Genomic DNA, 14571 nt, shown 5'->3' with positions numbered 1-14571 from the left:
GCATAACTAAAGGCTAAAGATAAGATGAGAAATAGCTCGTTTCTGTAGAAATATGTGCCGAAAGGAAGTATGATTGGAAAATCATATTTATATTGGAGGAAATAAAACCGTGAAATTACACTGGGATGGATTAACGAGTGAACAAGTCAAAGAGCAACGAGATAAATATGGGATAAATGAATTAGATAAACAAAAAAAGGAACCATTTTATTTAAAAGTTGTTCATACTATTTTGGAACCTATGTTTCTACTATTAATCGTGGCTTCTCTTATCTACTTTTTTTTAGGTGAACCAAAAGATGGCTTGATTATGTTAATCTTTGTGGTGGTTATTATTGCTATTGAGATTATTCAAGAGTGGAAAACAGACCAAACCCTAAATGCTTTAAAAGATCTTTCGGCGCCCAAAGTAAAGGTTGTGAGAGAAGGAAAAACCATTGAGATTCATAGTGAAGAATTGGTTCCAAAAGATTTGATGCTGATCGAAGAAGGTGTTAAAGTTCCAGCAGATGGTTTCGTAATTAAAGCCAATGATTTGAGAATTAATGAGTCTTCTCTAACTGGTGAAACAGAAGCTGTTTGGAAAATTATTTGTGAGGATTTTAAAGGTAATGTTAATGATGAATTAGATAATTATTGGCGTGAGGACTACGTTTATACAGGAACACTTGTTACTACGGGTAGCGGGACAATCTTAGTAGATAAAATAGGATCACAAACAGAATACGGGAAAATTGGTAAACATTTAGCGCACGCGGAAAATACGCCATCCCCCTTAGACCTACAAATAGGAAAATTAGTGAAAATTTGTGCTCTAGTAACATTGGCTTTTCTACTTTTAGTCGCTGGTGTTACCTTCATAAACGATGCCAGTCTTGATTTAAAAAGTCGAATTGTGCAAAGTATTTTATCCGGCATAACCATTGCTATGGCTATGATCCCAGAAGAATTCCCTGTGGTATTAATGGTATTCCTTTCAATGGGGGCTTGGCGATTAGCAAAAAAAGACTCCCTTATCCGAAAATTACCTGCTGTTGAGACGATGGGAGCTATTTCAGTTTTGGCAGTAGATAAGACAGGAACAATTACAGAGAATCGGATGACTGTAACAGAATTATGGCCACTATATTCCGAGAATCAAACAAGACTTACTGAAGTGATGGGACTAGCTAGTGAAACTGATCCATATGATCCTATGGAAATTGCTATTTTGGCGTATGATGAATCTGAAGGGTGGTCAAAAGAAAAGCTATTTAATGGTGAACTCGTAAAAGAATATCCGTTTACTGATGAATTAAAAATGATGGGACACGTTTGGAATAGAAATAATCAAATTGAAATTACTGTAAAAGGTTCTCCAGAAAGTCTTATCAATATTTCGACGTTAACGGATGCTGAAAAAAGAAGCACCTTGGAAAAAATCACAGCTTTTTCAAATCAAGGATTACGAGTGATTGCTGTGGGTGAACAACTCGTTCAAACTATAGCTGAAGTACCAGAAACTATTCAGAAGTGTCAGTTAACTTTCCTTGGATTAATCGGTTTGTCAGATCCACCGCGAGCAACAATCAAAAACGACATTATGCAGTGTAAAAAAGCAGGTATTAATGTAGTAATGATCACTGGAGATAATGGAATTACTGCAAGTGCTATTGCAAAACAGGTAGGGATTCCCAATGCAGACCATTCCCTAACTGGAATTGAAATTGATCGGTTAAGCGATGACGACTTAGGCGAACATATAAAAACAACGAACATTTTTTCTAGAGTGACACCAGAACATAAAATGCGCATTGTAAAAGCCTACAAACAAAACGGAGAAATTGTAGCGATGACTGGCGATGGCGTGAATGATGCGCCAGCTCTTAAGTACGCTGATATTGGGATCGCGATGGGGAAAAGAGGAGCGGAAGTCTCTCGTGAAGCTGCAGATTTGATTTTAATGGATGATAACTTTTCAACAATAGTAAATACAATTGAAGATGGCAGAAGAATTTATGATAATATAAAAAAGGCAATTGGCTATATTTTTGTTATTCATATTCCCATTGCATTAATTGCTTTTGTTGGTCCTTTATTAGGGATCCCACAGATGTCTTTATTCCTTTTACCGGTTCATGTTGTTTTGTTAGAATTAGTCATTGATCCAACTTGTTCGGTCGTTCTAGAAAGACAACCTAGCGAACCAGATATTATGGAGCGTGAACCAAGAAATCCCAAAGAAACGATACTAACAAAAAGCTTACTTGTTAAGAGTATCATTCAAGGACTAGTCATTTTTCTTATTTCTTTTTTTACCTACTATTTAATGCTACAACAAAATCCAAATAATGATTCATTGGCACGTACAATGGGTTTGACAATCTTAGTGGTGGCTAACTTATTTCTTGTTCAAGTGAATAGTTCAAATAGACTGTTAGCAATCCAAACCTTTAAAACACTAATCTATGATAAAGTAATCTGGCTAGTTTTGGGAGGCACAAGTATTGGTTTATTAGCGTTGATTTATTCCCCAATGAACGATGTTCTTGGCCTGTCAGCTTTATCATTGACACAACTTCTTGTGTGTATTGTATTAGGGATGGTTTCTGTTTTGTGGTATGACTTAGTAAAAATGGTTAAAAATAAAACGAGTATATAACAGAGAGTCCCATTGAATGAGAGATTGTTCCTATTTATTCTTGTTATCCTGTTCAGTAAGAATTTTTTATCAATAAAGAGACTATACCAAGCCACAAATAGAAACAAATACCATTAGTGTTGGATAAGCTAGATTAGACTATTCTGATCTTTCGATTTAAAAACGGGAGAGTAGGCTCCACTACCAACAGTTATTGTCAGTGAAAAACCGAGGACCGCTCTGAGCCCAAAGGTCAGGTCTCAGAGCTTCCAAGCTTCAAGCATGGGCTTAACTAGATACCAAGCCCAAGTAATTCACATTGGATTTTAGTCACGGATACGGGTAACAACTGCTATTTAAGATGTGTTTGGAAACGACAACGACGAATATTTTCGTGAATTGTATGTAACGCGTCGTCACAAAGCCTCGTTTATGTACCACATAAACTGCGTTTTCTTCCTAGATTTTCAAACCATTCACTGAAAAATTCGGATGTCACTGCCATTTTCAAACACATCTTAGCTCCGCTGTTTCTTTGGAAGCCCCCCTTTTTTTTAACTGGTTAAACGACCTGACTCATAATAAAATATCTTTTGAGTCAAATTTACTTAGTTGTTTATAAATTGGTGTGGGTTAAGATATGATTAATCAGATGAAATAGAAGGTACGGTATCCTTATTGATAAAATCATCAGAGTAAAAAAATTACCGGTACAAGTTGTTAATTTTGTAAACAGCTTTATCCTCTTTTTTATATTGGTTTGGTTGACTTTATTAGCTAGTAAAAGAGGAACGCACTGGAGACATATTGTTATTCATAATTGCTTTTCATTTTAGATTCATGACTATGCTATTTCTATCGTGCTCAATTTTAATGGATAAAAATGTACTTATAAAGACAGAAGTTCTATTCCTTTTTCTGTACTATTTGTTATTTTTAGTGAAATGAAGGAAAGATATTTTTTAGATGGCTACCAAAAGATTATTTCTAAAAATGAGCGATAAAGGTTATATCTAGATTTTAGGAGAATTCAAATTTTATTATATATATTTCTCTGAAAGCGTTGACATTGAGTTTGATGTAGCTTAAAATTTTGAAGGTAAGCTAAAATATTTTTTGGAATCTATTTGAAAGAAAAGAGGAAGTCTATTATGAGTAACGATAACGCAGTCTTAGCAAGAAATACAGAAAAAGCACCAACAAGCCCATTCCATTCTCAAACAGTTGCTTTTTCCCATTACAACAACTTTTCCGCTCAATTACCTATTGACCCAAAAATAGGCAAAGTAGTAGCTGGTGGAATAAAAGCACAGGCAGAACAGTGCTTTAAAAATATCAAGGCAATTTTAGCAAGCATCGATCACGTGATGAGTGATGTTGTTAGAATTACTGTTTTTGTTAAAAATATCAAAGATGTTGACGCAGTAGAAGAAGTTTATAAAAGTTTTTATCCAACCTATGTTCCTACACGAACTACAGTAGCTGTTGAAGCCTTACCAATGGATGCTTTAGTACAAATTGAAGCACTTGTTTCTAATGGTGAAGGAACGATCCCAAATGCGCCACAAGCAGGAGATCTTATTAAATTGACGAATAATACTATGAATGCGCCAATAAGTCCGTTATCCTCACAAACAGTATCTTTCTCCCATTATAATAATCTCTCAGCACAACTACCCATTGATCCAAAAACTGGTAGATTAGTGATTGGCTGTGTGAAAAAACAGGCCAGACAATGCTTGCAAAATATTAAAGCGATTCTAGAAAGTATCGATGTTCCTTTTGATGACATTGTTAAAATCAACATTTTTGTAAAAAATCTTTCTGATGTCGAAAAAGTAGATAAAACCTATGCTACTTTTTTCCCGGATTCAGCTATCGCTAGGGCTGTAGCCTATGTTCCAGCACGAACAATCATTGTTGTTTCTGACTTACCTATGGGAGCTTCAGTACAAATTGAAGCAGTTGTCTCTCACGGAGATGGTACACCGCCGCAAGCAATTGAAGATAGACATGGATTAATCATAGAAGCAAATAATACTGAAAAGGCACCAAAAAATCCTCTATCTACGCAAACAGTTGCTTTTTCACATTACAATCATCTTTCCGCTCAACTACCTTTAGAGCCGCAAACTGGTAAATTAGTATCGGGTGGTATCAAAGAACAGACTGAGCAATGCCTAAAAAATATTAAAGCGATTGTAGAAAGTATTGACCATTCTTTAGAGGATGTTGTAAAAGTAAATATTTTCTTAAAAAACATCACAGATATAGATGTTGTAGATGAAGTATACGCACAATTTTTCCCAGGTGGTATTCCAGCAAGAAGAGTCGTTGGCGTATCAGCTTTACTTGAAAATGCTTTAATTCAGATGGATGTTGTCGTATCAAATGCTGAAGGAACACCACCGATAGTCTAATGAATAACTGGTTGCTTAGGGAAGAGTTTTGGTATTAAAAAAAGAACATATAAGTGTTTTTAAACAATCTCTTTTATTCCAAAAGATTTAAGTGACTAAAATAGCATTAACAAAATTTAGTCAAATTTCTAATTGAATAGATTTCAAAAAACGCCTTGCTTTTTCTAGCAAGGTGTTTTTTGAGATTTCTGTAGCAGTGGAAAATGATAACAAGTTTTGTTTATAGGATTGAAAATAATACCGCTTTCATAATTAATTGTGATACTAGTTTCTAAATAGTGAAAATAGGTGTGATTTTGTTGAGGAGACTGATAATATTTAGTCTGTAAAAGCAATAAAATAACAATTAGGAGTGTATCAGATGGCTAAAAAAATAGTAGCGGTAACAGCTTGTGCTGCAGGAATTGCTCATACGTATATGGCAGCAGAATCAATTGAACAAGCTGCGAAAAAGTTGGGGTACGAAGTGAAAGTTGAGACAAACGGCGCCATTGGAGCGGAAAATGTTTTAACCGCAGAAGATATTGAACAGGCAGATTTAGTATTAATTGCTGCAGATATAAAAATAGATCCGATTCGTTTTACAGGTAAACCTCTATATGTTACAAAATCAATCCCTGCAATAGAAGACGCAGCATCATTAATCAAGACAGCGTTTGAAGAAGCAGAAGTATTTGGAAAAAAAGGATCTAAAGTTGGGAAAATTCAAATTGGAAATGACAAAGAAAAAATCGGCTTCTTTACTCATGTTATGAGTGGCATTTCTTATATGGTTCCGATGGTTATTGCAGCTGGGCTGATTTTAACCATTGCAAACATCTATGCGTTTCAGAAAGACGATCTTGGACGTATCGTGAAATGGGGGTTTGATTTAGATACAAATATGGGCTTTTTGATGTCTAAGCTATTCTACGTTGGACAAGTTGGGTTTAAATTGATGATTCCACTCTTTGCCGGATTTGTTGCAAATTCAATCGCAGACAAACCAGCCATTGCACCAGCCATGATGGGGGCTTATTTAGTTAATGACCCTGAATTTTTAGGAGCTGAAGCAGGTGGCGGGTTTATTGGAGCGATTATTGTAGCGTTCATCGTCGGATATATGGTTAAAGGGCTTAAGAAAATTAAATGGCCTAAGCTTTTGATACCAATTGTTCCCATCATGATTATTCCCTTTATTGCTACTTTGGTGATTACATTAATCGTTCTATATGTCATTGGTACCCCAATTGCGATTGGGATGGATTCGATGTATAAAGGATTGACCGCCTTAAATGACAATTATGCAGGTGCCCCAATCCTGATAGGAGCAATTTGTGGAGCGATGATCGGCTTCGATTTAGGAGGGCCAATTAATAAAACAGCGCTAGTATTTGGAACGGCTATTTTTACAGACACATTAACTAAGTATGGGATTGAAGGAGCAAATTTTGTTCCAGGAACAGCAACACAAGCAGCGATTTCAGTGGCTCCATTAGGCGTTTGGTTGGCAACAATCTTATTTAAAAATAAATTTAGTAAAGATGAAAAAGTTGCAGCAAGTGCCGCATTTGGTATGGGAATTGTTGGTGTGACAGAGGGAGCGATTCCTTTCGTGGCAGCCGATCCTGTTCGGATGATTTTTGCGAATGTTGTTGGTTCTGCTGTCGCAGGTGGTTTAGTTTCAGCGACTGGGTGCAAATTTTATGGTGGAATTGGTTCTCCATTAGGGACATTTATCGGCTATATCGAACAACCGATTCCTTTTGTTACATGGATTCTATGTGTCAGTGTCGGAATTTTAACCACTGCTTTGTTAATTGGGCTGACCCGTAATCCAAAACTAAAAAATATTGAAGAGGAAGTTGCTTCAATTTAATCAAGAAACAGAAATAAAGGAACATTTGGAGGAAGTAGAATGAATGCTAAAGTATTTAATCAAACACATATTTTATTTGATGATGGAGCAAAAACACAAGAGGAGGCTTTTAGAGTCATTGCAAACTTTGCTTTTGAAAAAGGCTTTGTAGCAAGTGAGGAATTTTATTATGAAGGGTTAAAAGCAAGAGAAGTAGAATCTACAACAGGATTTAAAGATCAAATTGCGATTCCGCATAGTAAACACGCCACTGTTTTGAAACCAGGCCTATTTTTAGTGAAATTTTCTCATGCAATCCCATGGAAGGCGCTTGATAGTCAGCCGATTAAAGTGGCTTTTGCCTTGACAATTCCTGAAGAAGGAGCGAAAGAGCATCTGAAATTATTGAGTCTAATTGCACGTAAATTAATTGACGATGAGTTTAGAGAAGGAGTCTTGAAGGAAGAGAGCCCAGAAAAAATTGCGGATATTGTCAATCAGATTGATTTTTAAGGATCATTATTTTGAAACGATAGAACAGAAGTCAGTAGAACAGAAGTCAGTTTTTTTCGATAGATAGTTTGATGGAAGGGAAGAGGAGGAAACATGAAGAAAAAAGTACATGTTATTCATCACACTCATTGGGATTTTGAATGGTATTTTACAACGAATGAATCATTTATTCAGCTTGCGTACCATATGGATGAAGTGATGAACGCTTTGGAAACAAACCAAATAGATTTCTATTTATTAGATGGTCAAATGAGTATCTTAGATGAATATCTTCAATGCTTTCCTGAACAAAAAGAAAGAATTAAAGATTTGGTTGTTGAGGGGCGTTTAAAAATCGGTCCTTGGTATACACAAACCGATGAGTTGATTGTTTCGGGAGAATCAATTGTTAGAAATCTGAATCTGGGGATGGATCTAGCAAATAATTTAGGTGGTTATATGAATATTGGTTATCTTCCAGATTCATTTGGGCAAAGCAAAGACATGCCGAAAATCTATAATGGGTTAGGAATCAATCATGCGGTTTTTTGGCGAGGGGTTCCTAATGATGTGACGACAGATAGAGAATTTGATTGGTTCAGTGAAGATGGTTCAAAAGTTACTGTTTCAAATATAAAAAATGGTTATTTTGTTGGCGTGGGGCTTATCACTGATGATAACTATCAAAGCTTGATGAACATAATAGAGAACGGGGCTACAAATCAGCAGTTAGTACTGCCTGTTGGAGGAGATCAAAGATATGTTGATTTTAATCTAAGAGAACGAATTGATCGATACAATGAAAACTTACCTGAATATGAACTAGTTGAGAGTTCCTATGAGCAGTTTTTTAAGGAAATTCAAAATTATCCTTTAGTTGAGGTGCAGGGAGAATTTATTTCCAGTTCTGTTTCAAAAATTCATCGTTCGATTTATTCTTCCCGATACGATCACAAATATTTGCATGATCAGGTTGAAAGACGGATGATCTATCAGGTGGAGCCTTTGATGACCTTAGCTGAAAAATGGGGAATCCCATATAAACAAGGCGCTTTGGATCGAATTTGGAAATTATTGAACAAAAGTCAAGCGCATGATAGCGCAGGTGGTTGTAATAGTGATGCAACAAATAAAATCATTTTAGACCGCTTAATTGAGGCGGATCAACTTTCAGCTTCCATTATCGATTATTTAACACGTAAGATTGCTGAATCACGGGTGGATGCTCAGCAAAATAAGCTGACCCTTTTCAATACATTGCCATGGGGAACTAAAAAAATAGTGACTGTTGCTATTTCTTCTGAACATCATGAGGTATCCATCCAAAAAGAGGGCGTCTCCCTCCCCATTGAAGTCCTTCAAACCGTTAAAGAATATAATGGTTCCATAAAAAGAAATGTTACTGAAATGGATCAAAGTCAGTTTTATTACATTCACACGATTATGTTTGAAGCAGAAATACCAGCGTTAGGATTTACAAGTTATCAAATTTGTAACAAAGAAACAATCGTTCCTACCAACAAGAAAACAGAGCCGAATATCGAAAATAGCCATTATCAGATCTTTCTAGTTAATGGACAACTCTGTCTAAAAGAGAAGCAAAGTGGTCAATTACACAAAAACTTTTTGAAAATCGAAGATAGTGGCGATGAAGGCGATACTTATGATTATTCCCCACCCTATGAAGACGATCAATACAATCTTTATTTTGATGAGGCAGAGATAGCTGTTCAAGCGAATCGTCTGCAAAGTAGGATGAAGCTGTCTGGACAATGGCTTATTGCGAAAAATCTTGACGAACGACAACGTAAAATCCGTACTCAGTTGGTTCCGTATACGTTTACCATCGTCCTTCAAAAAGAAAGTGAACAAATTCAGTGTCATCTAGAAATTCAGAATACAGCATATAATCACCGGATGAGAGCTGTTATACAAGTTCCTTACGAGAATCAATTTTCATATACTGACACTCCATTTGGAACCATAAAGCGTGTTGTAGAAGATCCTCATATAAATGATTGGAAGGCGCTTAATTGGCGGGAGGAACCGACAACGATTTTCCCAATGTTGCATTATGTAAATACCCATAACCATGAAAAAAGTGTTACACTATTTACAAAAGGAATCAAAGAATACCAGTTGATTGGAGAAAAGTATAATCAAATGGCCCTGACCTTATTCCGATCAGTTGGTTATCTTGGGCGTCCAGACTTATTACGTCGACCAGGAGTCGCTTCTGGTAATGAATTCAAACTCATTCCAACACCTGATAGCCAATTATTGCAAACATTGACTTTTGAATTTGCGATTCAGCTTGAAAAAAAATACAATCCAGCGAAATTAATGAGAAACTATCTTAATTACGCAGTAGCTCAACCCTATTATCAGATTCAAGAACTGAATCGATTCACAACAAAGCTGAAATATTTTGTTTCCAATCTGTTGCCAGAAAAAATAGATCCTAAGGCTGAGATGACATTGCAAAGTGAAAACTTAGTTTTTAGTTCATTAAGAAAGGCAGTAAAGGCAGAAGGTTCTGAGGTTAGACTTTACAATCCAAGCGATACACAGACTACTCAGGGTGGCAAAATTATACTCTCTAAAGAGCAACAGTATGAATACGTAGATTTAAAAGGGATGCCATTAAACCGGCGAGAAGTGGGTCAGGAAATTATTTTAGGTGAATTTAAGCCAGGAGAAATTAAAACGATTCGCATTATTTAAAAGAAGGTGTTCTCTTGCAAGATGATATTTTTATTTTGATGGAATCCTATCGTAAGGATTTTACTGTAGTAGAGCAAGTGATTGCTGACTACTTTTTAAGTAAAAAAAAGCCGTTAACAATTGATAAGCTAGCAAAAAAGTTATCAGTGTCAAAAGCTTCTATCACAAGATTTTGTAAAAAAATAGCTCTGAATAACTATAAAGAATTGATTTTTTTGTATAAATTATCTTTAAGTAAAGATCAAAATGAATGGTCTGCTTCTACAGCTGTCACAGCTTCCTACCATGCTTTAGCTACCAGAAGTGACAGTACTTACAATGAAATGGATGTAGATGCTTTTTGTGAGTATCTACATCAATGTAAAATTATTCACTTTTTTGGGAAAGGGTTTAACTCTTATGCAGGCCGAGACTTCCAGTTTAAATTTTCTAGATTAGGCAAATATGTTCGAATCATTTCTGATGAACATTCAATTATGCTTTCAGCGAACTTTTCGAAAAAAGACGAACTCATTCTTGTTTCTAGTTTACGGGGAAATGATGAAAATATGTTAGCAGCTATGCAAGTCGCTAAGCAAAGAAAAATCCCTATTTTGTTAGTGACTTCTAATCAACATTCGCCTTTGATTCCTTTTGCCAATAAAACATTATTTGCAGCTAGTTTTACGAGAGAAGAAAGCTTAGGGAATATTTCTCCACAAATTCCAATTCTTATTCAACTTGACACAATATATGAGCGATATATTCATCTATATTCTGACTCTGTTAATTATTGGATTGAATCAGAACGAATTCTATCTGAATAAATTGAAGTAAAGAAGTATGGAAACGTAGATACGAGCACTATTTTTTCGATGAGCTGCTAAGTAAATAATTGTAAAGAGAAGTTAAACGTTTTGCTTTTGAAATTAGTGTTGCCAACTAAATGAAATAGGATTGGCAGTTAAGAAGAAGGAAGTTGCAGAGTTAAAGAGACTTTGCAGACTCCTTTTTTTATTGGATCAAAAAAATTCCTTTTTTAGTAAAACTATTATTTTAAAATATTAGATTTTTCTGAAAATGTAGGTGTTACGGGTTCGCATTTTAGTAGGACTATTTTTACATTCGAACCAGTGGAAGAAGATGTTTAATTCCTATAAATACTAGATATTTTATTATCTATAATGATTAGACGAAGAGGCTAATAAATTAATATATAGTTTTTAACTATATATATCTATAAAAAATAAGAGTTATCCTATATTGAAATATCATGTTAAAGTAGACAAAACATTTATTTAATTAAATTTCTATTAGGAGGGCAAGAGATGAAGACGGCAATTACGGGTTTTCCCAGAGTTGGGGAATTAAGAGAATTAAAGTTTGTGACAGAACAATACTTTAGAAATGAAATTTCAGAAAAAGAATTGATAGAACAAGGGAAAAAAATCAGAGAGAAGCACTGGCGTTTACTTAAAGAAAAAACAATTGATTTTATCCCTAGTGGCGATTTTTCCTTTTTTGATACTACCCTAGATACTGCGGTATTATTGAATATTATTCCTAAAAAATATAGTGAACTGAATGTCACGGCATTAGAAAAATATTTTGCTTTAGCACGTGGGTATCAAGGCGATGCTGGGGATGTCACGGCTTTAGCAATGAAAAAATGGTTTAATACCAATTACCATTATATGGTTCCTGAAATTGATGATGAAACGGATATAAAATTAGTTGGGGATAAATTGTTCACAGAATATCAAGAAGCAAAAGCTTTAGGAATCGAGACTAAACCAACATTAATTGGGCCATTTACTTTGTTGAAATTGGCAACGTATCATGGTCAAAAGAAAGCAGCAGATTTCTCAACGGTGATAATTGCTGCCTACAAAGAAATTATCAAAAAATTAGCAGAACTAGACTGTCAGTGGGTGCAAATAGATGAACCAGCATTAGTTTTAGATTTATCTGAAACAGATAAAACCTTTTTTGTTGGCTTATACAAAGAGCTTCTTTCAGAGAAAAAAATGTTATCTATTCAATTACAAACGTATTTTGGTGATCTTAGAGATGTTTATCAAGAAGTTATAGCATTGCCTTTTGATGGCATTGGTTTGGATTTTATTGAAGGTCGAAAAAACCTAGCCTTGGTAGAAGAATATGGATTTCCAAAAGCGACATTACTTTTTGCAGGGGTAGTTAACGGTAAGAATATTTGGAAAAATAACTATGAAAAGACATTGGAACTTGTCAAGGAACTTCAAACTAAAGCAGAGGTAGTACTTAATACATCTTGTTCATTGCTTCATGTACCGTTTACATTGGAAAATGAACTTGAACTAAGTCATCAAGTCAAGAGACATTTTTCTTTTGCTGTTGAAAAATTGACAGAGCTAAATGAGCTGAAAAAAATTCTTCAAGACGAAGAGGATGGATCGTTTCTCCAAGACAATATGACATTACTTGCGGAAACTCGTTTTCACAAAAATCAAGCAGTGGAAGAAAACATTCGATCATTAAAAGAATCAGATTTCATTCGCCAAGCCCCACTTTCTGAAAGGGTCTTAGTTCAAGCAAAAGCATTAAATTTACCAGTCCTTCCTACTACAACAATTGGCTCTTTTCCACAAACAAAAGAAGTAAAACAGAATAGAGCGAAATTCAAAAAAAATGAGATTAGTGAAGAAGAGTATAACACTTTCAATAAAGAAAAAATTGCCGAATGTGTGAAATTTCAGGAAAAAATTGGGTTGGATGTCTTAGTCCATGGTGAGTTTGAACGGAATGATATGGTAGAGTATTTTGGAGAACGCTTAGAAGGCTATTTATTTACAAAAAGAGCATGGGTTCAGTCTTATGGAACTCGTTGCGTCAAACCACCAATTATTTGGGGAGACATTTCTCGTTCTGAACCAATGACAGTTGCTTACTCAACCTATGCGCAAAGCTTAACGACTAAACCAATGAAGGGAATGTTAACAGGCCCTGTAACTATTTTAAATTGGTCTTTTCCAAGAGAAGACATTAGCTTGAAGGCAGCTACTATGCAACTAGCTTTAGCAATTCAAGAAGAGGTGCTCGATTTAGAGGCAAACGGGATCAAGATTATTCAAATTGATGAAGCAGCATTAAGAGAGAAATTACCTTTGCGTCAAACGGATTGGCATTCTGAATATTTAGACTGGGCAATTCCGGCTTTTCGATTAGTTCATAGTAAAGTACAGCCAACAACACAAATTCACACACATATGTGCTACAGTGAATTTTCAGATATTATTCAAGAGATTGAGGATATGGATGCAGATGTGATTTCTTTTGAAGCATCACGTTCTAACTTAACCATTTTAGAGACACTAAAAGCCATCAATTTTCAAACACAAGTAGGACCAGGAGTGTATGATATCCATTCACCTCGAGTACCAAGTGTGACTGAATTGAAGGAAACTATAGAAAATATTTTGATTAATGTACCAAAAGAACGTGTTTGGATTAACCCAGATTGTGGGTTGAAAACTCGTGGGATTCCAGAAACAGAAGCAAGTTTAGTAAACATGGTGAAGGCAGTCAAGAAAGTGAGAGGAGAGATTTAAATGAAAATAGGTCCTTTGTTTAAGCAGAAAACAGTCTTTTCATTTGAAATTTTTCCACCTAGGCCAACAGCTTCTATTCAAACGATTTATTCTACATTAGATCGTTTGAAAGGGCTGGAGCCCGATTTTATCAGTGTTACTTTTGGCGCAGGAGGGAACATAAACGATCAATTAACTGTTGATATTGCTGAAAAAATTCAAAAGGAGCATTTTTTGCCAAGTGTCGCACATTTGCCTGCAGCTAATTTAACCAAAGCTGAAGTACGTGACATTTTACATGAGTTATCTGAAAAAAAGGTAAAGAATATTCTTGCCCTTAGAGGAGATCTATTACCAGATAGTACACCTAAAACCGATTTTAAATATGCCAGTGATTTAGTTCAATTTATTAAAGAAAATGGTGATTTTCATGTTGTTGGGGCTTGCTATCCAGAAGTTCATGCGGAAGCTAAAAATTCAGTTGAAGATATCAAGAGCCTAAAAATCAAGGTGGATAGTGGAGTAGATCAGCTAATAACTCAGCTATTTTTTGATAATCGTTCATTTTACAATTTTAAAGAAAAATGTGAGATTGCCAATATCGATGTACCTATCCAAGCTGGGATTATGCCTGTGGTGAACAAAAAGCAGGTTGAACGAATAGTCAAAATGTCTGATGTCAGTTTGCCAGAGAAGTTTATAAAAATGATGGAAAAATATGAACATAATCCTGAAGCCTTTCGAGATGCAGGAATTGCTTATGCGATAAATCAAATTGTCGATTTAGTGGCACAAGGAGTAGATGGCATTCATCTATATACTATGAACAACCCCTATGTTGCTCAGCGCATTAGAGTCGCGACTCGTAGCCTCTTCAATGTACCTAAAGAACCATCCTCTTGATTCATTTTTTGAATCAGAAGGATGGTT

8 protein-coding genes are annotated in these 14571 nt (G+C 35.3%); all 8 read left to right on the top strand.

Features of this window, described 5'->3' with window-relative positions:
* Positions 1 to 109: 109 nt before the first annotated feature.
* The gene (locus tag BCR26_RS05245) at positions 110 to 2641 is read left to right on the top strand and encodes a cation-translocating P-type ATPase (protein WP_069698094.1); all 2532 of its coding nucleotides are present in this window, start codon (positions 110 to 112) and stop codon (positions 2639 to 2641) included.
* A 1130-nt stretch (positions 2642 to 3771) separates the two neighbouring features.
* Positions 3772 to 5040, top strand: coding sequence for a RidA family protein (locus BCR26_RS05240; RefSeq protein ID WP_069697925.1), 1269 nt, complete (start codon positions 3772 to 3774; stop codon positions 5038 to 5040).
* 361 nt (positions 5041 to 5401) lie between these two features.
* Positions 5402 to 6898, top strand: a complete 1497-nt coding sequence (locus BCR26_RS05235; protein ID WP_069697924.1) for a PTS fructose transporter subunit IIC — start codon at positions 5402 to 5404, stop codon at positions 6896 to 6898.
* A gap of 39 nt (positions 6899 to 6937) precedes the next feature.
* Complete coding sequence (locus BCR26_RS05230) at positions 6938 to 7390, top strand: PTS sugar transporter subunit IIA (RefSeq protein ID WP_069697923.1); 453 nt, start codon at positions 6938 to 6940, stop codon at positions 7388 to 7390.
* Between the two features lie 93 nt (positions 7391 to 7483).
* Complete coding sequence (locus BCR26_RS05225; RefSeq protein WP_069697922.1) at positions 7484 to 10093, top strand: glycoside hydrolase family 38 N-terminal domain-containing protein; 2610 nt, start codon at positions 7484 to 7486, stop codon at positions 10091 to 10093.
* 14 nt (positions 10094 to 10107) lie between these two features.
* Complete coding sequence (locus BCR26_RS05220) at positions 10108 to 10899, top strand: MurR/RpiR family transcriptional regulator (RefSeq protein WP_069697921.1); 792 nt, start codon at positions 10108 to 10110, stop codon at positions 10897 to 10899.
* 501 nt (positions 10900 to 11400) lie between these two features.
* Positions 11401 to 13662: a 5-methyltetrahydropteroyltriglutamate--homocysteine S-methyltransferase gene (gene metE, locus BCR26_RS05215; RefSeq protein ID WP_069697920.1), complete on the top strand. Its 2262-nt coding sequence runs from the start codon at positions 11401 to 11403 to the stop codon at positions 13660 to 13662.
* Entirely contained in the window at positions 13663 to 14544 is an 882-nt protein-coding gene (gene metF, locus BCR26_RS05210) for a methylenetetrahydrofolate reductase [NAD(P)H] (RefSeq protein ID WP_069697919.1), read from the top strand.
* Positions 14545 to 14571: the final 27 nt, after the last annotated feature.

Source organism: Enterococcus rivorum, assembly GCF_001742285.1.
Classification (GTDB): Bacteria; Bacillota; Bacilli; order Lactobacillales; family Enterococcaceae; genus Enterococcus_L; species Enterococcus_L rivorum.
Note: the sequence above shows the minus strand (reverse complement) of the source record. Positions and strands in the feature narration are given on the sequence as shown.

Bases quoted from the DNA above. Each gene is read 5' to 3' on its own strand.
- BCR26_RS05240 (WP_069697925.1), top strand. From the start codon at position 3,772: ATGAGTAACGATAACGCAGTCTTAGCAAGAAATACAGAAAAAGCACCA.
- BCR26_RS05235 (WP_069697924.1), top strand. From the start codon at position 5,402: ATGGCTAAAAAAATAGTAGCGGTAACAGCTTGTGCTGCAGGAATTGCT.
- BCR26_RS05230 (WP_069697923.1), top strand. From the start codon at position 6,938: ATGAATGCTAAAGTATTTAATCAAACACATATTTTATTTGATGATGGA.
- BCR26_RS05225 (WP_069697922.1), top strand. From the start codon at position 7,484: ATGAAGAAAAAAGTACATGTTATTCATCACACTCATTGGGATTTTGAA.
- metE (WP_069697920.1), top strand. From the start codon at position 11,401: ATGAAGACGGCAATTACGGGTTTTCCCAGAGTTGGGGAATTAAGAGAA.
- metF (WP_069697919.1), top strand. From the start codon at position 13,663: ATGAAAATAGGTCCTTTGTTTAAGCAGAAAACAGTCTTTTCATTTGAA.